This window comes from Gellertiella hungarica (assembly GCF_014197145.1).
In the GTDB taxonomy this organism is placed as follows: Bacteria; Pseudomonadota; Alphaproteobacteria; order Rhizobiales; family Rhizobiaceae; genus Gellertiella; species Gellertiella hungarica.
In genome coordinates this window covers 706,187-729,693 of record NZ_JACIEZ010000001.1, presented here as the reverse complement: position 1 = coordinate 729,693, position 23,507 = coordinate 706,187, and the positions used below count along the sequence as shown (strand labels likewise).

Below are 23,507 nucleotides of genomic sequence, written 5' to 3'. Positions count from 1 at the left end.
CTTTTTTTGGGGGGATGCTGCTAGTCGCGGCCGGTCGTCGCGGCGGCCTGCTTGTTGCGCGCCCGGTCCCCGGGCATCGGGCGGCCGCCCGAACTTTCCCTGAGCTCCGCGCGGAATTCGTCGCGGCGCTCGTGGATGCTGGCGATGACGAGACCCATCGGCACACCGAGCTCGACAAGCGTGGCCTCCGAGAGGTGCAGACTCGCCTCGATGGTCTCGGGCACCGCATCGGTCACGCCCATCTTGTAGAGATGCCGGGCGTGGGCTGCATCCGTCGCGCGGGCAATGACGGGAAGATCCTCGCGCATGCCCCGCACGATTTCGGTCACGCGGTCCACGGTTCCGCGCGCACCTGTGGTGATGATAACCGCCGTTGCCTGCTCCAGTCCGCAGGCATGGAGAAAGACCGGGTTGGTCGCGTCGCCGAAATAGACGTCCCGGCCATTGCGCCGGTCGCGCGCCACTTCCGCCGCATTGCCTTCGACGGCGAGGAAGGGGATCCCGTGGCGCTCCAGCATGCCCGTCACCACCTTGCCGACCCGGCCGTGACCGATGACGATGGCATGGCCCTTCATTTCCGGTGGCGGTTCTGGCGGGGTTTCCGCCGAAAGCTTGCGCGACAGGCGGGCCGAGATGCGGTGGCCGATGGCGGCAAGCAAGGGCAGTGCCACCATGGTGAGCGCGACGGATGTGAGCGCCACCCGGGAAAGCGCCGGATCGACCAGCCCTGCGGCCGTTGCCGCACCGATCCCCACGAAGGCGAATTCACCGCTCGGGGCTAGCAGCAGGCCCGCCTCCAGGCTGGCGCCCCGCGAGATGCCGAAGGCACGGCCGAGCCCCATCACCACCACCGTCTTGGCGATGATGATGGAAAGCACGGTGAAGGCGAGCAGCATGGGGGCTACCACCACGCTGGACAGATCGATGCTCATGCCGACCGTGAAGAAGAACATCCCGAGCAGCAGGCCCTTGAACGGCTCGATCAGCGCCTCGACCGCCTTGCGATATTCGGTCTCCGAAAGAAGCAGCCCGCCGACGAAGGCGCCGAGTGCCATCGACATGCCAAAGAGCGCCGCCACGAAGCCTGAGCCCACCACGACGAAGAGAACGGTCGCCAGGAAGACATCCGCCGACTTGAGCGATGCCACGACCCGGAAAAGCGGCCGGATGAAGAACCGTCCGGCCACGACGATCACGACGAGAGCAGCGGTGGCCTGTCCGAGGGCTTTCCCGATGCTCGCCGACAGGCTTCCGCCGCCGCCGCTTGCCAGAAGACCGATGAGGAGCAGGATCGGGATGACGGCGATATCCTGTGCGAGGAGCACCGAGAAGCCGACCCGCCCCGTGGCCGTCGTCATCTTGCCGCGCTCGGAGAGGAGTTCGATCACGATGGCCGTCGAGGACAGCGCCAGGCATGCGCCGAGAATGATGGCCGGCGTGGTTTCGATGCCGCCAAGGCGCATCAGCCCGGCAAGCAGCCCGAGAGAAAGCAGGATCTGCAGCGATCCGAACCCGAAGACCAGCCGCCGCATGGTCATGAGGCGCGCGAAGGAGAGCTCGAGACCGATGAGGAACAGAAGGAAGACGATGCCCAGCTCGGCTATTCCCTCAACCCTGTGAACATCGACCACCACGAACCAGGACAGAAACGGCATCTCGCGCAGCAGCCCGCCGAGGGCATGCGGCCCGAGTATGGCGCCCAGACCGATGAAGCCGAGAATGGGATTGACGCCCAGACGCCGGATCAGCGGCACGACCACACCGGCAATGGCCAGTACCACCATCGCATCGCTGTAACCCGATAGATCGCTGGCGACCGACATGCCCGTCCTTTCGATGGAGTGGCACAGCCTCCATCCAGAGGTGTGCCGCCTGTTGATAACTTTGCCGGCATGGTGCCGGATTCGGATGAATGCGAGGATAACTGCCGAGCGATCCGCACCGAAAGCCGAAAACCCGCCTTCAAGGAGGCGACTTCAGCAGAAACGGATGCGGGAAGCGCGATTCGGCTTCGAAAACACGCCTTGACCTTTCACAAGTTTTGGTTGGAAACGCCACCATTATGAAAAAATTTATAAATCCCGATTACTAGTTCTTCACCACATAAAATCGTCATGAGGAGACAGCCGACCCCGAATCCGGCAGTGGAATGACAAAAGTCAACCAGTCCAGAGTTCTTCAATGTCCGGCATCGTCATCCTTCGCGGGGCGCTCGAGGCGCTCAACAGCGTAGAAACGCCAAAATCCGACACCAGCGAGCCGATCGGGGCGGATGCGCACTGGCGTTCCGGTGCAGTGCGCAAGGCCCAGGGAGATGGGGAAACGGCGGCAGAGGCAACACGCGGCTTCGACGCCACCTACCGGTCCGGACTGATCGCCCGCCTCGGAGAAACGGATACGGCCCCGGCACCGGAAATGCCGGACGGCGGGACAGACGTATTTTTTCGGGACGATCTCGATGGCGAAAGCGTGCGCCTGCTGGCCCTGAAGGCCCAGCAGCAGCTGGCCATCCAGGCACTCGCCATCGCCAATGTGCGGGCGCTCTCCATCATCGGCCTCTTCCGCGAAGAGCGCGAACCGGACATTCGCCTGATGTAAAGCCGGCGCGCCGGCCACCCCTCGCCGGTTCCTGTCGTTGGACTAGTTGCTCGCGGCATCTCGACAGCTTCTACCGTCAGGGGTCATAGTCCGCCTTGCTTTAACGTTGCAGGCAGGTGGGCTGCATGACTCATATGGAAGCACTGGAAAGCTTCTGCCCTACGGACGACGCGGTGATGCCCGGCCCATACCGGGAAGTGGCCGCCGTCCAGGCGGAATGCGTCGCCCATCTTCGCCGCCAGATGCCTCTCGTGCTGGGCGCCAATGTCGCGGTGGTGCCATTCGTTGCGGCGGTCGTCAGCGAATCGCTGACCGTCAACGGCGCCATTGCATGGTGCCTTGCCCTGGAAACCCTGACACTGGTGCGCTGGATATGGCTGCGGCGCCAGATGGAGGGGAGCGGCAGGGATCACCGCATCGAGGCGCGGGGATACATCTTCGGCTCGCTGGCCTCCGGCCTGCTCTGGGGCCTCATGGGCGGGGCCACCATCGCCGCCGGCCGGGAACTGGAGCCGCTTTACGCGCTGATGTTCCTGTGCGGCATGGTTTCCGGTGCGATCGGCTCTCTTTCGGCCCTTCCGCGCGCCTATGCCGCCTTCGCCATCCCGGCCGTTCTTCCGGTCGTGATCGTCTATTTCCTGTGCGGAGGCCTTGCCAACACCGCCTATGCCTTTGCGGCCTTCGTCTATCTCTGCGTCAATCTCGGCTATGCGAAGAGTTTTTCCCGCACGCTGGCCGACAGCATTGCGCTGCGTTTCCAGAATGCGGGGCTCATCCGCAGCCTGGAGGAGGCCCGCGGCCGCGCGGAGGCCGAAAGCGCCCAGAAGACACGGTTTCTCCAGTCGGCCAGCCACGATCTGCGCCAGCCGCTGCACGCCGTCACCCTCACGCTCGCAGACCTTGCGGATCAATTGCCCGCCTCGCTGCAGCCGAAAGTCAACCAGGGGCTGGCATCGGTTCAATCGCTTGCGGATCTTCTGGACCGGCTTCTGGAAGCATCGCTTGCGGGCTCGGGGCTGGTGGAGCCCGCCCTCGGGCCGGTGGACATGGAGGCGCTCTTTGCCCATCTGGAGTTCGAGAGCGCCGCGGAAGCCTCGCTGCGCGGCATCAGGATCGGCTTCCGGGCCAACGGGGCCTGGGTGACGTCGGATGCGCTGATCCTCACGCAGATCCTGCGCAACCATGTCAGCAACGCGCTGCGCCACGCCCGAAGCCGTGTCCTGGTCGCCGTACGACGCCGGAACGGGCAAATCCGCATCGAGGTGTGGGATGACGGTCCCGGTATCGAGGAAGACCAGCACAAGGCCATCTACGAGGCCTTCTACCAGATCGGCAATCCGGAGCGCGACCCCGCCCGCGGCCGTGGCTTGGGTCTTGCGATCGTCGCGGGGATGGCCCGCGTGCTCAGGGCGGAGCGTGGCCTCTGCTCCAGGCCCGGCCACGGCTCGGTCTTTCATCTCACCGTGCCGCCTGCAACGGCCCCCGGTCCGCGAGCGGAGACGCCCCGGTCTGCCGCGCCGTATGGCCCCGCCGCCGATGCTCCGGCGACTGCAGCGGCCATGCTTGCCGGAAGGCGTGTTCTTCTGATCGAGGACGAAGCCGGATTGCGGGCCGTTACGGTGGGATTGCTGATGCGCTGGGGATGCGAGGTAACCGAGGCGGCAGATGCAGGCGCCGCGCTGGAGCTCGTCCGCTCCGGCCCCGCGCCGGAGGCCATCGTCAGCGACCTTCGGCTTCCCGGGAACGAGGACGGCATCGACGCAATCCGGGCGATCCGCGCCGCAACCGGCATCGCCATTCCCGCCCTGATCGTTACCGGGGCTGCCGATGCAGTGCCGCAGGCCGCCAGCGAAGCGATCTCGCTGATGAAGAAGCCGCTTCTGCCGGGTCGTCTCAAGGCATGGCTTGAAGCGGTGCTGTGAATGCGCGAGTGACGGCACGGCGTGTCGAACAGGCACCCGGCCGGCGGAAGACCGGTGCGTGGACCGCGGTTTCGCGCCTACTCCGCAACACCAAGGGTTGGCTCCGAAGCGAGCATGGCCAGGTCTGTCCGGCTTTTCAGGCCGAAGCGGCGGAAGATGAGCGTCAGATGGGCTCGCACCGTGTTGTCGCTGATCCCCAGCAAACGGCCGATTTCCTTGTTGGTGTGGCCCTCGGAGCAAAGACGGGCGATCTCGCGCTGGCGGATGCTGAGCGTACCCCAGGTTGCCGCAACACCCGGTCTTCCGGGCTCGTAGCACTCGCCCTCGAGGACGGCCCGGATAGCGGATACGATCTCCAGCGCTTCGCCGTTCTTGGGCACGAAGGCCGCGGCGCCGAGCGAAAGAACCGTCGACTTCATGCTCTCGGCACCGGAGAGAACGATCACGGGGACGGTGGGATTCTCGCGGCGGAACAGCCGGATGCCCTCGCCTCCCGCCGCATCGGGCAAAACGATGTCGAGGATGGCAATATCCGCTTCGAACCCGCCGGCAACCTGCTGCAATCCTTCGGCAATGCTGCCCGCTTCCCGAATGTCCGCCCCGACCACATGCCGCTCGATCAGCGCGCGGGCACCTGAACGCAGGATTGCATGGTCATCGATCAAAAGCAGCTTCGGCATGCCTCTTCATGACCTGCCAAGCGTGCAATTTCAACCGTTATTTTCAGCATCGCTTACATAAAATTTGGGACGTGGGGATGCGGTCCCGGTGTCCCTTGATCCCGTTCAAGCCGGGGCTTATCTCTGGATGGAATTTGTCCCGCCAATCGATTGCGCCAAAGAGAGACGATCATGTCTGTATTCAAGTCCTTGCCCCCCGCGCCGCGCCCGCAGAAGAGGCCGGTTTCCGATACCCGCCACGGCATCACCCGAACCGACGACTATGCCTGGATGCGTGCCGCCGAGTGGCAGGAGATGTTCCACGATCCTTCCATCCTGGAGCCGGAAATCCGCGCCCATCTGGAAGCGGAAAACGCCTACATGAAGGCGGCGATGGCCGATACGGAGGCGTTGCAGAAAACCCTCTTTTCGGAGATGCGCGGGCGCATCAAGGAAGACGACAGCTCCGTGCCCGTCAAGGACGGCCCCTATGCCTACGGCTCGCTCTACGTGACCGGCGGCGAGCATCCGCACTTTTTCCGCACCCCGAGAGAGGGCGGCGAGAAGCAGATCCTGCTCGACGGCGACAGGGAGGCGGAAGGCAAGGCCTATTTCCGCATCGGCGGCATCGATACCTCTGCCGATCACGCGCGCGGCATCTGGAGCTTCGACGACAAGGGCTCGGAATTCTTCACGGTTCGCATCCGGGACCTTTCGACCGGGCAGGATCTCGACGATCTCGTCGAGAATACAGATGGCGGGGGCGTCTTCGCACCGGATGGGAAGAGCTTCTTCTATGCCATGCAGGACGAGAACCACCGGCCGTCGAAGATCTTCCACCATGTCATCGGCACGCCGCAATCCGAGGACCGGCTTGTCTATGAGGAGCCGGATCCCGCCTATTTCGCCGGTGTTGGCGGCTCTATGCTGGACGACGTGATCTATGTTCATTCCAGCAATCACCAGACGAGCGAAATCCGCCTGATCCCGACCTCCAACCTCACGGCGGAGCCGTCGCTCGTCGCCGCGCGCGAGCCGGGCATCGAATATTCGATGACGGAAGGCGGTGATGTCTTCTTCATCCTCACAAACGCGGACGGGGCCAAGGATTTCAAGATCATGGTCACGCCCTTCGACAAACCGGGCAAGGATAACTGGCAGGAGCTGGTGCCACACGAGCCGGGGCGGCTGATCCTGTCGCACTCTGCCTATGCGCGCCATCTCGTCTGGCTCGAACGCCGGGACAGCCTGCCCCGCATCGTCATCCGCGACCGGCAGACAGGAGCGGAACACGCCATCGCCTTCAAGGAGGAGGCCTATTCGCTCGGGCTTCAGGGCGCGGCGGAATATGACACCGATGTCATCCGCTTCACCTATTCCTCGATGACCACCCCGCAGCAGCTCTTCGACTACAACATGGCGACGCGGGAGCGCGTCTTGCTGAAAACGCAGGAAGTGCCTTCGGGGCACGATCCGGCGGATTATGTCACGCGCCGCGTCTTCGCGCCCGCGGCCGATGGCGCGCTGGTGCCGGTTTCCCTGCTCTATCGGAAGGATACCCCGCTCGACGGCTCCGCTCCCTGCCTGCTCTACGGCTATGGCGCCTACGGGATCACCATTCCCGCCTCCTTCAACACAAATGCCCTGTCCCTGGTCGACCGGGGTTTCGTCTATGCGATTGCCCATATTCGCGGAGGAAAGGATAAGGGATATCAGTGGTATGAAGACGGGAAGATGAAGCAGAAGATGAACTCCTTCACGGATTTCATTGCCGCTGCGGATCATCTGATCGCCGAAAAGTTCACCGCAAAGGGCAGGATCGTCGCGGAAGGCGGTTCGGCCGGCGGTCTCCTCATGGGCGCCGTCGTCAACATGGCGCCGGAAACCTTCGGCGGCATCATCGCGGCCGTCCCCTTCGTCGATGCGCTCAACACCATCCTCGACGACACGCTGCCGCTGACGCCCCCGGAATGGACCGAATGGGGCAATCCCATTGCCTCTGCGGAGGAATATGGATGGATCGCCGCCTATTCCCCCTACGACAACGTGGGACCGCACCCCTATCCGCCGATCCTGGCGCTGGCGGGGCTCACCGATCCGCGCGTGACCTACTGGGAGCCGGCGAAGTGGGTGGCGCGGCTGCGCGAGCATTCCACGTCCTCGGCCCCGATCCTCTTGCGCACCAATATGGATGCGGGCCATGGCGGCGCTTCCGGCCGCTTCCAACGGCTGGAGGAAACGGCCCTCGAATATGCCTTCGCGCTGAAGGTCATGGGAAAGGCGTGAAGCCGGAAAACGGAGCGGCAGAAAAGAGCATGCCGCTCCGGTCCCGTCCGATCAGATCACCGTGAAATCCGTGCTGCTCACCTGCAGGTTCTTGCCGAGCCAGGCAATCTGCATGGCGGCGCCCTTGCCGTTGGCATCGGCGTCATACATCAGCGCACCGGTCTTGGAATTGTAGATCAGGAAATCGTCCCTGTCCTTGGCAAGCCCGTCCGTGCCGACGGCGAAGAAGGTCTTGCCGAGTTTGCCCGTGGCGCGCAGGCTGGTGAAGATGGCGTTCTCCAGAAGAACCGTGTCCTCCCCGGACCTGAAATCGGTGATGGTATCGACGTTGGTACGGGCGTTGGGCATCGTATCGAACCGGAAGGTGTCCGCACCGGAGCCGCCGGTCAGCGTATCGCTGCCGAGGCCGCCGATCAGCAGGTCGTTTCCGGCACCGCCGGAAAGAATATTGTTCATTCCGTTGCCGGTCAGGACATTGTCGAAGCCATTGCCCGTACCCGAAACGGCCGTCCCCGTCAGCACCAGATTTTCGACCGCACCAGCAGCCTGCATCGGGTCGCTGAAATCGAAGGAGACGGAGGAATAGACGGTATCCGTTTCCCCCTTCCGCCCCCCGGTTTCGTCGACCAGGTCAGCCATGTTGTCGACGTAGTAGATGTCGCTTCCCTTGCCGCCGAGAAGGACGTCGGCGCCCTTGCCGCCATTCAGGATATCGTTGCCCGAAAGCCCCGTCAGCACGTTTTGGAGGTCGTTGCCGGTCAGCACGTTGTCGAGCGCATTTCCGGTCCCGTTGGCAGCCGTGCCCGTCAAAGTCAGGTTTTCGATGGCGCCGATGGCGCGGGTCGCGTCGGACAGGCTGAAGGACACGGATGACAGGACGAGATCGCGGCCGAGCCCGTTGGCCTCGCTTACGACATCGCCGACAGAATCCACGATGTAGGTATCGTTCCCGACCCCTCCGACGAGCCGGTCGTCACCCCCTCCACCGTCCAGCCGGTCGTCTCCGCCAAGTCCCGTCAGGGTGTTGCTGGCGGCATTGCCGGTGATCTGATTGGCCAGCTCGTTTCCCGTTCCGTCGATGTTCGAGGCGCTTCGCGAGAGGATGAGGTTCTCGACCGCTCCGAGGATATTTGCATTGGACCTGGCATTCAGGCTGTAGCTGATAAAGCTTTCGACCGTATCGGTGCCGTTCCCGTCGCGCTCGTCGACGATATCGTTCTGGTCGGAGACGAAATAGGTGTCGTTGCCCGTTCCGCCAATCAGCACGTCATTTCCAAGGCCACCGTCAAGAAGATCGTCGCCGTCGCGACCCATGAGGATGTTGTTGCCTTCATTCCCGTAGATATCATTTGCGAGACGGTTTCCGGCGCCGATGAAATCGCCCGCTCCGGTCAGGAAGAGATCCTCGACATCTCCGCGGATATTGTCGCTCTCGAAGTCGAAACTGCATGATGCGCTGACGGAATCCCTGCCCTCACCGCCATCGGCGCGCTCGTCGATGATGTCTTCCTCGCCATAGACGATGTAGAAATCGTCGCCGGCACCCCCGACAAGAATATCGCGGGCCCTGCCCCGGTCGCCGCCGTCCAGCTGGTCGTTGCCCGCGAGACCGCGCAGCTCGTTTTCTCCATTGTTGCCGGTGATGAAGTTGCGAATCGCGTTGCCGATGCCATCCAGATCATCCTCGCCGGCAAGAGTCAGGTTTTCGACCTCGCCGCGGACAGCGGGGCCGGAAAGCGAAAAGCTGATCGTGGACACGACCGTATCCCTGCCGCCGCCATTGTCGGCGGCTTCGTCGACGATGTCTTTTGCATCGTCCACGTGGTAACGGTCGAAGCCCTGGCCGCCGACCATCAGATCGGCACCCTTGCCTCCATCGAGGTCGTCATTGCCGAGGCCGCCCGTCAGCGTGTTCTTGCCGTCATTGCCGACAAGCACGTTGTCGAGCTCGTTTCCTCTCGCCGTCAGATCGCCGGTCCCCGAAAGAGTCAGGCGCTCGATATGGGCGAGAAGCGTGTAACTGACGGAAGCGACGATGTCGTCAAATCCGCCCCCTTCGCGCTCGGTGACACTGTCTGACGCGTTGTCGACATAGTAGGTATCGTCGCCTGCGCCGCCGGTCATGCCATCCTCGCCGGCACCGCCGTCGATTATGTCGCGTCCCGCACTCCCGACGATGGTGTCGTTGCCGGCGGTGCCCTCGATCTTCTCGATGGAAACCAGTTCCATCATCGACAGATCGAGCGTGCCGGTGTTCTTCATGCGGAGGATATCGTTTCCGCCGGCCCCGTCGATCTTCTGGAGCCCTTCGAGCCGCTCGGCGCTGACGATGAAGACATCGTTGCCAGGGGAGCCGGTCAAGCGCTCTATACCGGAAAAGACCCGCGGCAGCGTCACGTCCATCGTGCCCGCCGCGGCCAGCACGATCGTATCGGTCCCGCCGCCGCCATTGATGCTGTCGCCGGCGGAAACCCCGCCGGGATCGGTAACGAATGTTTCGTCGGAGGATGTCCCCGTTATCGTCTCGTCCTGGTCGGTAAGATCGGCTTGCTTGCGGATCACCTGCTTCATCACGCCGAGCCCGTCCCCGTCCTGCGTGGAATCGCTCCAGGTGAGCAGGATATCGAAACCTTTCTGGGTTGCCGAAGCGAGATACTGGTCGCCCGCTGTCAACTTGTTGACCACGAACGAGGCTCCGGAAAGTCGCCCGCCTGCATCCACAAACTGGCCCATGACGGCAGCGCCGTTTGCGTCCTTGCCCAACTCATGCCAGACAACGAAGAAGCCGCCCTCCTTCAGCGCGACGACCTTCATCATAAAGGGCATGAGCGTACTGCCGATGGTGGCAATGTTCACCTCACCTCCGACTGCATTCCCGTCCGCACCGTAACGCTGTGCCATGATGGCGGCACCCGACATCCACACGATGACAAAGCCGCCGTCCTCGAGCGCGGCAATGGATGGATTTGTCTGGTTGTTGGTAACCGTCGTGTTCACCCGAAAGCCGCCCGTCACGCTTTGGGACGCCGGGTTGCCGGTGGTGACAGGCGTGCCGTCGCTTCTGAAACGGAGAGCATAGATCCCGAGGCCGCTTCCGTCCTCCATGGCCGAGCTGTAGGTGAGAACGAAGGTCCCGTCCTTCAGGGCGGTGACTGCAGGCATGGATTTTCCATAGCCCCCTGCCGGTGCGAGGGTCAATTCCGCTCCGAACAGGCCCGTCTTGGTATCGTAGAAGCGCCCCTTGATAGACCGGGTTGTGTTCTCGCCCACATCCCAGGAATAGAAGATTTGCGATCCGAAAGATGTCACGCTCACCTGCGCGCCCACTTTGGAAAGGCTTCCGATCTGGATCCCGCTTTCGGTTTTCGGCGCGTCGTCTGCACCGAACTGGCGGGTAAGGTTGATGATGGAATTGACAGCCTCGCCAAACGTCTGCCAGGTCACGACATATCCGCCGTCATCGGTGGCGGTCACGACCGGGCTGCCGGTGAGCCGGGCCGGAGCAATGACCGTGAATTCGCTGCCAATCTTCTTGCCGTCCGCCGCAAAATGCTGCGCCATGACCGCGCCAGCCGAAGTCCAGACGACCACATAGCTGCCATCCTTCAGCACGGTTGCGGAGGAGGAGGTCTGTTCCCCTGCGGCAGTCGTGTTCACGAGGGTTTCGGTTTCTGCGACGTAGGGCATGTTTCACCTCAAATGAAAGGCAGCCTTTCGGGGCAGGTCATCACCTGCCCCGCGGCCTGAATATATAATATTAGGAATGATGAACTTAGAGAGTTGAGAAGCCCCGCATCAAGTCCGGCTGCCCTTGCGGCATTGGACTAGTCCAATATCGGACATGGATAAGCGGCCGGCCGCAGATGGGCGACCGGCCCCTGGAGGAGCATTCTGGCGGATCAGATGACGGAAAAATCGGCGTGCGTGAGGGAAAGCCCCTTGCTCAGCCACGCAAATTGCACGGCCGACCCGCTGCCGTTGCCATCGGCGTCATAGAGCAACGCTCCGGTCTTGGTATTGTAGATCAGGTAATCGTTGGAATCCCTTGCCACACCGGCGGAGTTGGCGGTGAAATAGGCCTTGCTCAGGGCCCCTTCGACGCCGAGCCGGGTGAAAATCCGGTTCTCCAGCTGGATCGTGTCGTCCTGAACGTTGAAGTCCAGAATGCGGTCGATGTTGCTGACGGCATTCGGCCGGGCGTCGAAGACGAAGGTGTCCTTGCCGATTCCACCGGTCAGCACGTCGTTGCCGAGCCCGCCGATGAGGATGTCCTTGCCGCGACCCCCGATGATCGTATCGTTACCGCCGGCACCGTCGAGGCGGTTGCCGCCGGAATTGCCGGTAATGACGTTGTTCAGATTGTTGCCCGTTGCCCGGAAGCTCCCGCGATCCAGGAGCACGAGATTCTCGATCTGGTCTGCAAGGCGGCAATCGAAACGGGCGATGACGGTATCCACCCCGCCGCCGGCCTTTTCGATCAGGATATCCTGTGCGTCGGCGAAATAGGTATCGTTGCCCCGCCCGCCGATCAGCGTGTCCTTGCCGCCTCGCCCGTCGAGCACATTGGCCGCATCATTGCCGCGGATAACATTCGCCAGCTCGTTGCCCGTGCCGTTGATTGCCTTCTTGCCGGCCAGCACCAGGTTCTCGAAATTGGAAAACAGCCGGTAGCTGAAGTCCGCGATAACCGTATCCAGGCCCTCGCCGGCCTTTTCCCGAACCCCGTCCAGGGCATCCACAACGTAGGTGTCGTTGCCCTTCCCGCCGATGAGCCGGTCCTCCCCGCCGCCGCCGGAAAGCCAGTCGTTGCCTTCACCGCCCGAGAGCACGTTCTTGCCGCCATTGCCGATCAGCGTGTTGTTCAGCGCGTTGCCTGACGCGGAGATGTCTCCGTTTCCGGTCAATCGCACATGCTCCACATCGCCGAACACCCTCCGGCCGTCCAGGGAGACGGAAACCGTCGCCGTAACCCAGTCGACGCCATTGCCGCCGCGTTCGTCGATCACGTCAAGCACGCTGTCGATGATATAGGTGTCGTTGCCCCTGCCGCCGCGCAGGACATCTGCCCCGGCTCCGCCATCGAGCACATTGTTGCCGGCATTGCCGTTGATGATGTTCGCCACGCTGTTACCTGTGCCGCTGAGGTTTTGTGTACCGGAGAGTGTGAGGTTTTCGAAATTGGCCAACAACCGGTAGGATCGGCCGGATATTATAGTATCCGTTCCTTCATTAGCGTTTTCCACAATAACATCGCTTGCGTCAATAACGTAGACGTCGTTTCCTCGACCGCCGATCAGGGTATCCCTGCCTCCATTGCCGATCAGCGTATCGTTGCCGGCAAGACCCGTCAGCCGGTTCTCGCCGTTGTTTCCGGTGATGCGGTTGTTGTCGGCCGTACCGGTGCCGTTGATCGAGGAGCTGCCGGCGAGGATCAGGTTCTCGAGACTGCCCCACAGCGTGTAGCTGGTGCCGACGATCACCGTATCCGTTCCCTCGCCGGCCTTCTCCACGATCACGTCGCTGCGGTCGATGACATAGGTATCGTTGCCGCGGCCGCCGATCAGCCGGTCCGCGCCCAGCTGTCCGTCCAGCCAGTCATTGCCGAGCCCGCCGGACAGCAGGTTCCTGCCGCTGTTGCCGGTAAGCCGGTTGTCCAGCTCGTTGCCGGTGCCCGTGAGGTTGAAACGCCCCGTGAGCACCAGGTTCTCCAGGTTTGCGCCGAGAACGTAGCTGAAATCGGCGAAGACCGTATCGCTGCCTTCGTTGCCGAATTCGACGATCCGGTCCTGCCGGTCGACCACATAGGTGTCGTTTCCGAGGCCTCCCTTGAGAAGATCGGCACCGGCTCCCCCGTCGAGCCGGTTGTTGCCCCGGTTGCCGATGAGGACATTGGCAAGGGCGTTTCCGGTGCCGTTGATGGCGGCCGAACCGGTCAGCGTCAGGTTCTCCACGGTGCCGTAGGGCAGCAGCGAACAGGTGATGGCGGCGCTGATCGTATCGTTTCCTGCATCGGCGCCCTCGACAATCGTTTCGGAACCGCTGCGCAGCACATAGGTATCGTCCCCGTTGCCGCCTTCCAGAACGTCGCGCCCGCCGCCGCCATCAAGCGTGTCATTGCCTTCAAGCCCGATCAGGTGGTTGTCACCGCTGTTTCCGGTCAGGCGGTTGTCGAGATCGTTGCCGGTTCCGTCGATCTGGACCGTGCCGAGAAGTACCAGATTCTCGAGCCCCGCACCCAGTACGAAACCAACCGACGAGCGAACCTCGTCCACGCCGCTGCCGTCGCTTTCGTCGACCGTATCGCCGGCATCGTCGACGAAATAGGTATCGTTGCCGCGTCCGCCCTTCATGCGGTCAGCACCGGCACCGCCATCAAGGACATTGTCGCCCTCGTTGCCGGTCAGGACATTGTCGAGCCCGTTGCCCGTTCCGCCGATATTGCCGCTGCCGAGGAGGGTCAGCTTCTCGATATCTGCCTGGAGGCGATATGTGAGGGAGGAGCGCACCTCGTCCACCCCGTCGCCGCCGGTTTCGTCGACGACATCGCCCTCGTTGTCGACGATATAGATATCGTCGCCCAGGCCACCCCGGAGCGTATCGGCACCGGCCCCGCCGTCGAGCAGATTGCTGCCGTCATTGCCGATGATGATGTTGGAAAGGTCGTTGCCCGTGCCGGAGTTGTTGCCGGCACCTGTCAGCGTCAGGTTTTCCAGCCCGGCACCGAGGGTGTAGCTTACGGAAGAGCGGACCTCGTCCACCCCGTCGCCACCGGTCTCGTCCACAACGTCGCCGGCATCGTCGACGATGTAGATGTCGCTGCCTTTGCCTCCGCGGAGCGTATCCGCACCCGCCCCGCCGTCGAGCGTGTTGTTGCCGTCATTGCCGGTGATGATGTTGGCGAGCTCGTTGCCCGTTCCATCGAGATCCCCGGTACCCATCAGCCTGAGATTTTCGACATTGGCGCTCAGCGTGAAGCTGACCCGGGCCTCGATGGTGTCGGTGCCCTCGTCCGCCCTTTCGACCACCTGGTCGCCGGCACTGTCGACCACATAGGTGTCGTTGCCCTTGCGGCCGATCATGACATCGTCGCCACCCGCGCCGTCGATGAGATTGTCGCCGTCCGTTCCGAACAGGCGGTCAGGCCCGGCGCCCCCGGTGAAATCGAGGTTCTGGGCGTTCAGGTATATCACGTGCTCGATGTTCGGGCCGGCATCGAACGGAACGGTGGTGTAGACGGTATCCTCGCCGCCGTCATCTTCCTCCACCACCACATCGTTGATGTCATCGACATAATAGACGTCGTCACCGTCGCCGCCCACAAGACGGTCCGCACCGCCTCCGCCGTCAAGGGTGTTGTTCCCGTCGTTCCCGGTGATGACGTTGTCCAGTACGTTGCCAGTGCCATCGATATCGCCATGGCCCGTGAGGGTGAGATTCTCGACGCCCGTCCCCAGCGTGTAGTTCACCGAGGAAAGCACCTCATCAGACCCATTGCCACCCGTCTCGTCCACGACGTCGCCGGCATTGTCTACGATATAGGTATCGTTGCCCTTGCCGCCCTTCATCACATCGGCACCGGCCCCGCCGTCCAGGCGGTTGTTGCCGTCATTGCCGATCAGGGTGTTGTCCAGCCCATTGCCTGTGGCGTCGATGTTGGCGGAACCGGTCAGCGTCAGGTTTTCGACATCGGGAAGGCTTGCGAGAGAAAATCCCACCGAGGCCAGGACGGTATCGGTGCCTTCACGAGCATTTTCAACGACGCTGTCTCCGGCGCTGTCCACGACATAGACGTCGTTTCCGGCCCCCCCGATCAGGGTGTCGTCGCCTGCTCCGCCCTCCAGCCTGTTGTTGCCGCCGTTACCGGTGATGATGTTGTTGGCCGCATTGCCGGTGCCGTCGATATTGCCGTTGCCCGTCAGCGTCAGGTTCTCGACGTTGTCACCCAGCGTAAAGGTGAAGCCTGCCTCGACGGTGTCGGTGCCCTCGTTGGCGCTCTCCTCGACCGTATCGCCGGCGCCGAGGATGTAGATGTCGTTGCCGCGCCCGCCTCTCAGCGTATCCGCCCCCGCGCCTCCGTCGAGGGTGTTGTTGCCGTCATTGCCGGTGATGATGTTGTCGGCTGCATTGCCCGTGCCTGATATGTTGCCGTTGCCCGTGAGCGTCAGGTTCTCGATCCCGGCCAGCAGGATGTAGCTGATGGAGGAACGGACCTCATCCACGCCATCGCCGCCCGTTTCGTCCACCACATCGCCGGCATCGTCGAGGATGTAGATATCGTTGCCGCGCCCGCCGCGCAGCGTGTCCGCCCCCGCCCCGCCGTCGAGGGTGTTGTTGGCGTCATTGCCGGTGATGGTGTTTACGAGGGTGTTGCCCGTGCCTGATATGTTGCCGTTGCCCGTGAGCGTCAGGTTCTCGATGCCGGCGCCGAGCGTGTAGCTGATCGACGAACGGACTTCGTCATCGCCGTCGCCACCGGTTTCGTCCACCACATCACCCGCGTTATCAACGATGTAGATGTCGTTGCCGCGCCCGCCTCTCAGCGTATCCGCACCCGCACCACCGTCGAGGGTATTGTTGCCGTCATTGCCGGTGATGGTGTTTACGAGGGTGTTGCCCGTACCGGAGATGTTGCCGTTGCCCGTGAGCGTCAGGTTCTCGATGTCGGCCCCGAGAACATAGGTTATGGCAGAGCGAACCTCGTCATCGCCATCGCCACCGGTTTCGTCCACCACATCCCCGGCATCATCGACGATGTAGATGTCATTGCCGCGCCCGCCCCGGAGGGTATCGGCGCCTGCACCGCCGTCGAGGGTGTTGTTGCCGTCATTGCCGGTGATGGTGTTTGCGAGGGTGTTACCGGTGCCTGATATGTTGCCGTTGCCCGTCAGCGTCAGGTTCTCGATGCCGGCGCCGAGCGTGTAGCTGATCGACGAACGGACTTCGTCGTTCCCGTCGCCACCGGTCTCGTCCACCACATCCCCAGCATCGTCGACGATGTAGATGTCATTGCCACGCCCGCCGCGGAGCGTATCGGCACCAGCCCCGCCGTCGAGCGTGTTGTTGCCGTCATTGCCGGTGATGGTGTTTGCGAGGGTGTTGCCGGTCCCGTCGATGTTGCCATTGCCCGTCAGCGTCAGGTTCTCGATGCCGGCACCGAGCGTGTAGCTGATTGACGAACGGACTTCGTCGTTCCCGTCACCACCGGTTTCGTCGACCACATCGCCGGCATCGTCGACGATGTAGATGTCGTTGCCTGGACCGCCGCGGAGCGTGTCCGCCCCCGCCCCACCGTCGAGGGTGTTGTTGCCGTCATTGCCGGTGATGGTGTTTGCGAGGGTGTTGCCGGTGCCGGAGATGTTGCCGTTGCCCGTGAGCGTCAGGTTCTCGATGCCGGCGCCAAGCGTGTAGCTGACGGAAGAGCGGACTTCGTCCACCCCGTCTCCATTCGTCTCGTCCACCACGTCGCCCGCATTGTCGACGATGTAGATGTCGTTGCCACGCCCTCCACGAAGGGTGTCGGCGCCTGCCCCGCCTTCGAGGGTGTTGTTGCCGTCATTGCCGACGATGATGTTGCTCGCCGCATTGCCGGTGCCGTCGACATTGCCGTTGCCCGTCAGCGTCAGGTTCTCGATGCCGGCACCGAGTGTGTAGCTGATCGACGAACGGACTTCGTCGTTCCCGTCGCCACCGGTCTCGTCCACCACATCACCTGCATCATCGACGATGTAGATGTCGTTGCCACGCCCGCCCCGGAGCGTGTCCGCACCCGCACCACCGTCGAGGGTGTTGTTGCCGTCATTGCCGGTGATGGTGTTTGCGAGAGTGTTACCCGTGCCTGATATGTTTCCGTTGCCCGTGAGGGTCAGGTTCTCGAGCCCGGCGCCAAGCGTGTGGCTGATCGATGAACGGACTTCGTCGTTTCCGTCACCACCGGTTTCGTCCACCACATCGCCGGCATCGTCGACGATGTAGATGTCATTGCCGCGCCCGCCGCGGAGCGTGTCGGCGCCTGCACCACCGTCGAGCGTGTTGTTGCCATCGTTGCCGGTGATGATGTTGTCGGCTGCATTGCCCGTGCCGGAGATGTTGCCGTTGCCCGTGAGGGTCAGGTTCTCGATGCCGGCGCCGAGCGTGTAGCTGACGGAAGAGCGGACTTCGTCGTTTCCATCGCCACCGGTCTCGTCCACCACATCGCCCGCATCGTCGACAATGTAGATGTCGTTGCCACGCCCGCCACGAAGGGTATCCGCACCTGCACCGCCGTCGAGAGTGTTGTTGCCGTCATTGCCGGTGATGGTATTGGCGAGGGTGTTGCCCGTGCCGTCGATATTGCCGTTGCCTGTCAGCGTCAGGTTCTCGAGATTGGCACCCAGCGTATAGGTAAAGCCGGCCTCGACGGTGTCGGTGCCCTCGTTAGCCGTCTCGTCGATCGTGTCGGCGGCATCGACCACATAGGTGTCGTCGCCGCGTCCGCCTCTCAGCGTATCCGCCCCCCCGCCGCCATTGAGACGGTTGTCGCCGTCATTGCCGGTGATGGTGTTGGCGAGGGTATTACCAGTTCCGTCGATGTTGCCGTTGCCCGTCAGCGTCAGGTTCTCGAGCCCGGCGCCTAGCGTGTAGCTGACGGAAGAGCGGACCTCATCCACCCCGTCGCCACCGGTCTCGTCCACGACATCACCCGCGTTATCAACGATGTAGATGTCGTTGCCACGACCGCCACGGAGCGTGTCCGCACCTGCACCACCGTCGAGGGTGTTGTTGCCGTCATTGCCGGTGATGGTATTGGCAAGAGTGTTGCCGGTGGCGTCCTTGTCGTCTACCCCCAGAAGGGTAAGCCTCTCGATGCCGGCCCCGAGAACATAGGTTATGGCAGAGCGGACCTCGTCATCGCCGTCGCCACCGGTTTCGTCCACCACATCACCGGCGTCGTCGATGACGTAGATGTCGTTGCCGCGTCCGCCGCGCAGCGTGTCCGCCCCGGCCCCGCCGTCGAGAGTGTTGTTGCCGTCATTGCCGGCGATGATGTTTGCGAGGGTGTTGCCCGTGCCTGATATGTTGCCATTGCCCGTCAGCGTCAGGTTCTCGATGCCGGCACCGAGTGTGTAGCTGAGCGACGAACGGACCTCGTCGTTTCCGTCACCACCGGTTTCGTCGACCACATCGCCGGCATCGTCGACGACGTAGATGTCGTTGCCGCGTCCGCCTCTCAGCGTGTCCGCCCCGGCACCGCCGTCGAGGGTGTTGTTGCCGTCATTGCCGGTGATGGTGTTCGCAAGGGTGTTGCCCGTGCCTGATATGTTGCCGTTGCCCGTCAGCGTCAGGTTCTCGAGATTGGCACCCAGCGTATAGGTAAAGCCCGCCTCGACGGTGTCGGTGCCCTCGTTGGCATTTTCCTCGACCGTATCGGCGGCATCGACCACATAGGTGTCGTCACCCAGTCCGCCACGAAGGGTGTCTGCCCCGGCACCGCCATCCAGCCGGTTGTTTCCACCGTTGCCGGTGATGATGTTGTCGGCCGCATTGCCCGTGCCGGAGATGTGGCCATTGCCTGTCAGCGTCAGGTTCTCGAGATTGACGCCAAGGGTGTAGGCAAAGCCGGCCTCGACGGTGTCGGTACCCTCGTTGGCGTTTTCCTGGATCGTGTCGGTGGCGTCGATCACATAGGTGTCGTTGCCCAGACCGCCGCGCAGGGTGTCGGCACCGCCAGCGCCGTCCAGACGGTTGTCGCCGTCATTGCCGGTGATGATGTTGTCGCCCGCATTGCCTGTACCGGATATGCTTCCATTGCCTGTCAGCGTCAGGTTCTCGAAGCCGGCCAGCAGAGTATGGTTGACGGAAGAGCGGACTTCGTCCACCCCGTCTCCGTTCGTCTCGTCGACCACATCCCCGGCATCGTCGACGATGTAGATGTCATTGCCGCGCCCACCGCGTAGCGTGTCTGCACCGGCACCGCCGTCGAGGGTGTTGTTGCCGTCATTGCCGGTGATGATGTTGCTCGCCGCATTGCCGGTGCCGTCGATGTTGCCGTTGCCCGTCAGCGTCAGGTTCTCGAAGTTGGCAAGCAAGGTGTAGCCGAAGTCCGCCTCGACGGTATCGGTGCCTTCCCCGACGCCCTCCCGAAGCACATCGTTCGCATCGATGACGTAGGTGTCGTCGCCCAGGCCGCCGGCAAGCGTATCCGTGCCGCCATTGCCGATGAGGCGGTCGTTGCCCGCCATGCCGGTCAGCACGTTGTTGCCGCTATTGCCGGTCAGCGTGTTGTCGCCGGCGTTGCCCGTGCCGTCGATATCGGCAGTGCCGGTGAGGGTCAGGTGCTCGACGCCCGCGGCGAGCGTGTAGGAGACGCTGGCGCGGACTTCGTCGGTCCCGTTGCCGCCTGTTTCGTCCACAACATCGTTGCCGTCGTCAACGATATAGATGTCGTTGCCGCGGCCGCCACGCATGGTATCGGCGCCGGCGCCGCCATCCAGCCGGTTCGCACCCGAATTGCCGGTCAGGACATTGCGGCTCCCGTTTCCCGTGGCATCGATGTCTGAGGTCCCGAGAAGCGTGAGATTCTCGATGTCCGGCAGGTTTGCCAGCGAGTAGGTCAGCCAGGACTCGATGGTATCTTCGCCTTCGCCGGGGTTCTCCGTCACCGTGTCCTGGAGGCTGTCGACCATATAGGTGTCGTTGCCGCGTCCGCCGGCCATGGTATCGTTGCCCGCGCCGCCATCCAGCCGGTTGTTCCCGTCGTTACCGGTCAGGGTATTGTCACCGGCATCGGCCGTGATGTTGATATCGGCCGTGCCCTGTAGGATCACGCGTTCGATCGTGTTGGGGGCATTGAAGGTCACCGACGTGAAGACGGTATCGTATCCCTCGCCCGCCAGCTCGACGATCGTATCGTTCACATCGTCGACGACGTAGATGTCGTTGCCGCGGCCGCCGCGAAGGGTATCCGCGCCCGCCCCGCCATCCAGCCGGTTGTTTCCGTCGTTGCCGGTGATGGTGTTGCCAGCACTGTTGCCCGTGCCGTCGATGTTGTCGACGCCGGTCAGCGTCAGGTTTTCGAAGTTCGCGAGAAGCGTATACGAGAAGTTGGCCTCGACGGTATCCGTGCCTTCGCCGATGCCTTCCTGCAGGATGTCGTTGGCATCTATGACGTAGGTGTCGTCGCCGATGCCGCCAGCAAGGGTATCCGTGCCCCCGTTTCCGATCAGCCGGTCATTGCCGCCGAGGCCGGTCAGCGTGTTGTTGGCACTGTTGCCGGCGATGATGTTGTCCAGCGTGTTGCCGGTGCCCGTGATGGCCTGGGCGCCGGCGAGCGTCAGGTTTTCGAGGTTCTGACCGAGCGTGTACGAGACGGAGGCGACGACTTCGTCCGTGCCGCCGCCTCCCGTTTCGTCCGCGACATCGAGCGCGTTGTCGACCACATAGACGTCGTTGCCCTGCATGCCGCGCATGGTGTCGGCACCGGCGCCGCCATCCAGCCGGTTGTTGCCACTGTTGCCGATCAGGAGGTTGACGGCGCTGTTGCCGGTTGCGTCGACGTTACCGGCACCGGTCAGCGTCAGGTTTTCGACATCTGCCAGCAGGGCGATCGAATAGCCGAGTGCCGTTTCGACCGTATCCGTCCCCTGTCCCGGGTTCTCGACGATGACGTCAAGGAGACTGTCCACCACGTAGGTGTCGTTGCCGGCCCCGCCGACGAGCCGGTCGTTGCCCGCTCCGCCATCCAGGCGATTGTTGCCGCCATTGCCGGTTAGGGTGTTGTCCAGGGCGTTGCCGGTGCCGTTAAGGTTGCCGGTGGGGGCAATCAGGGTCAGGCGCTCGATCTCGGCCGCAAGCACCCAGGTTATGCTCGACCGCACCTCGTCGTCGCCCTCGCCGGGGTTTTCGACCACGACATCTCCCGCGTTGTCGACGGTGTAGACGTCATTGCCGGCACCGCCGACAAGCCGGTCTGCGCCGGCACCGCCGTCCAGAGCGTTGTTGCCCACATTGCCCGTAAGCACGTTGGCATTCGCATCACCGGTGGCGTCGATATGGGCATTCCCGCCCAACGTGATGTTCTCGACGCCGGATATCTGCGGGTTGTTCAGAAGCGTGAAGCTGAGATAGGCCTCGACCGTGTCCGTGCCGGTCGCTCCGGTATCGGAGATGGTGTCGGCATTGTCGGTCACGACATAGGTGTCGTCGCCCAGTCCGCCATCGGCGGTATCGATCCCGTTCCCGCCGTCCAGCCGATCGTTGCCATCTCCGCCGCGCAGGATGTCGTCGCCATCTCCGCCGAGCAGGATGTCGTCTCCCAGCCCGCCGTCGATCGTGTCGTTTCCCTCGAGGCCGCTGAGCGTGTTGCGCCCGCTGTTGCCGCTGACGGCGTTGTCAAGTTCGTTGCCGGTCGCGTCGATGTCGTTGTTGCCGACCGCGACATCCAGAAGCCCGATGCTTTCGATGTTGTTGCCGCGCGCCAGCGTCCAGCTGATCGAGCTTCTGACATAATCGTAGCCTTCGCCGGCGACCTCGTTCGTCTGATCGCCCGCGTCATCGACCATGTACATGTCATTGCCGACGCCCCCGATCATGATATCGGCGCCGCCACGGCCATTCAGCGTATCCGAGCCGCCGAGGCCCGTCAGGATGTTGCTGCCCGCGGTCCCGGAAATGCCGTTTCCGAGCTCGTTCCCGGTGCCGTTGATGTTGCCGGTACCCTGGAGATAGAGGCTGTCGAGATTGGCGCCGAGCGTGTAGTCGAAGGTGGGACGAACGATGTCCGTTCCGGCGTTTGCGTCTTCCTGAATCGTGTCGCCGGCTTCGGTCACGTCATAGACGTCGTCCCCGGCACCGCCGATCATGGTGTCGTTGCCGGCGCCGCCGGTCAGCGTGTCGTTGCCAAGCCCCCCCTCCAGGCGGTTGTTGGCGCTGTTGCCGATAAGGGTATTGTCCAGATCGTTGCCGACAAGATCGAAGGCACCGGTACCGGTCAGAACCAGCTTTTCGACATTGGCGAAGTTCGCAAGGGAAAAGGTCATCGCGACGCGGATGGTGTCTGTACCTTCGCCTGCGTTTTCCACGATCACATCGCCGGCGTTATCGATCACATAGGTGTCGTCGCCAAGACCGCCGATCATGCGGTCGGCTCCCGCGCCGCCATCGAGCGTGTTGTTGCCGACGTTGCCGGTGATCACGTTGGCAAACGCATTGCCGGTGCCGTTGATATTGCCCGTGCCGAGAAGCGTCAGCCTCTCGATATCCCCGATGGCCCTCAAGGCATTGGCCAGGCTGAAGGTAATCCAGGACTGGACTTCGTCGTCGCCGGTGGTGTCGCCGGTTTCGTTGGCGATGTCGCTCGTCGTGTCGACGACATAGATGTCGTTGCCGACGCCGCCGAACATCGTGTCGTTGTTCGCGCCGCCGTCGAGGAAGTCGTTGCCGGCGCCGCCCGTCAGCGTGTCGTTGCCGGCATCGCCGTTGATGCGGTCGGCGGCATTGGTGCCGGTGATGCTGTCGACGCCCGCAGAGCCCCTGAACTCCTCGATGTTCAGGACCTGGAGCCCGAGCGCGCCGAGGTTATAGGTACCGGCAGTGCTGAACTGGAGGATGTCGTAGCCCGCCGCACCGTCCAGCCGGATGAAGCGGTTGAGCTGGATCTGGGACAGGATGAAGATGTCGTCGCCACCGCTGCCGAGGAGATTTTCCACCCCTGCGATGCTGGTCGGCAGGGTAAGGTTCATGGTGCCGGCAGCGATCAGCCGCAGCGTGTCACTGGTGCCGCCCAGCAGGTCGATGGTATCGTTGGCACTGAGGCCGTCCGGCTGCACATCGACAATATCGTCCGCCGCCGAACCGGTAACCGTCTCAGCAACCGCCGTCATCGAGGGCTGGTTAACCCGCGGATTGTTCGGATCGCTGTTCTGGTAGATGGTTGCCGGCATGAAGCATGATCTCGCAAGAATACGAAATCAGTGTTTCAAAGATTCGTTACCGCTAATTTAAACTGTTCGAATATAACGATTATACGTTCATTAACGATGTCGCAGCGCCTCGCCGGAGGAACATC

The 23,507-nt window shown here is 62.9% G+C and carries 7 protein-coding genes; 3 read left to right on the top strand and 4 right to left on the bottom strand.

The features are described 5' to 3' along the window. Positions 1 to 20: 20 nt before the first annotated feature. Positions 21 to 1,823, bottom strand: coding sequence for a cation:proton antiporter domain-containing protein (locus tag GGR23_RS03490; RefSeq protein ID WP_183364698.1), 1,803 nt, complete (start codon positions 1,821 to 1,823; stop codon positions 21 to 23). Between the two features lie 358 nt (positions 1,824 to 2,181). On the opposite strand from GGR23_RS03490, the gene GGR23_RS03485 reads away from it, so the two are divergent. Both GGR23_RS03485 and GGR23_RS03480 read left to right on the top strand, forming a co-directional pair. Continuing rightward, positions 2,182 to 2,598: a hypothetical protein gene (locus GGR23_RS03485; protein ID WP_183364697.1), complete on the top strand. Its 417-nt coding sequence runs from the start codon at positions 2,182 to 2,184 to the stop codon at positions 2,596 to 2,598. A gap of 125 nt (positions 2,599 to 2,723) precedes the next feature. After that, positions 2,724 to 4,520: a hybrid sensor histidine kinase/response regulator gene (locus GGR23_RS03480; protein ID WP_183364696.1), complete on the top strand. Its 1,797-nt coding sequence runs from the start codon at positions 2,724 to 2,726 to the stop codon at positions 4,518 to 4,520. A 77-nt stretch (positions 4,521 to 4,597) separates the two neighbouring features. Here GGR23_RS03480 and GGR23_RS03475 read toward each other — a convergent pair whose 3' ends face one another. Next, complete coding sequence (locus GGR23_RS03475; protein ID WP_183364695.1) at positions 4,598 to 5,200, bottom strand: response regulator transcription factor; 603 nt, start codon at positions 5,198 to 5,200, stop codon at positions 4,598 to 4,600. 171 nt (positions 5,201 to 5,371) lie between these two features. Between GGR23_RS03475 and GGR23_RS03470 the strand changes: the two genes are divergently transcribed. Further along, positions 5,372 to 7,465: a S9 family peptidase gene (locus GGR23_RS03470; protein ID WP_183364694.1), complete on the top strand. Its 2,094-nt coding sequence runs from the start codon at positions 5,372 to 5,374 to the stop codon at positions 7,463 to 7,465. 51 nt (positions 7,466 to 7,516) lie between these two features. Here the strand turns inward: GGR23_RS03470 and GGR23_RS23385 are convergent, their stop codons facing one another. Beyond that, entirely contained in the window at positions 7,517 to 11,152 is a 3,636-nt protein-coding gene (locus GGR23_RS23385) for a calcium-binding protein (RefSeq protein WP_183364693.1), read from the bottom strand. Positions 11,153 to 11,364: 212 nt separating this feature from the next. Further along, entirely contained in the window at positions 11,365 to 23,382 is a 12,018-nt protein-coding gene (locus tag GGR23_RS23125; RefSeq protein WP_281375651.1) for a hypothetical protein, read from the bottom strand. Positions 23,383 to 23,507: the final 125 nt, after the last annotated feature.

Bases quoted from the DNA above. Each gene is read 5' to 3' on its own strand.
- GGR23_RS03485 (WP_183364697.1), top strand. From the start codon at position 2,182: ATGTCCGGCATCGTCATCCTTCGCGGGGCGCTCGAGGCGCTCAACAGC.
- GGR23_RS03470 (WP_183364694.1), top strand. From the start codon at position 5,372: ATGTCTGTATTCAAGTCCTTGCCCCCCGCGCCGCGCCCGCAGAAGAGG.
- GGR23_RS03490 (WP_183364698.1), bottom strand. From the start codon at position 1,823: ATGTCGGTCGCCAGCGATCTATCGGGTTACAGCGATGCGATGGTGGTA.
- GGR23_RS03480 (WP_183364696.1), top strand. From the start codon at position 2,724: ATGACTCATATGGAAGCACTGGAAAGCTTCTGCCCTACGGACGACGCG.
- GGR23_RS03475 (WP_183364695.1), bottom strand. From the start codon at position 5,200: ATGCCGAAGCTGCTTTTGATCGATGACCATGCAATCCTGCGTTCAGGT.
- GGR23_RS23125 (WP_281375651.1), bottom strand. From the start codon at position 23,382: ATGCCGGCAACCATCTACCAGAACAGCGATCCGAACAATCCGCGGGTT.
- GGR23_RS23385 (WP_183364693.1), bottom strand. From the start codon at position 11,152: ATGCCCTACGTCGCAGAAACCGAAACCCTCGTGAACACGACTGCCGCA.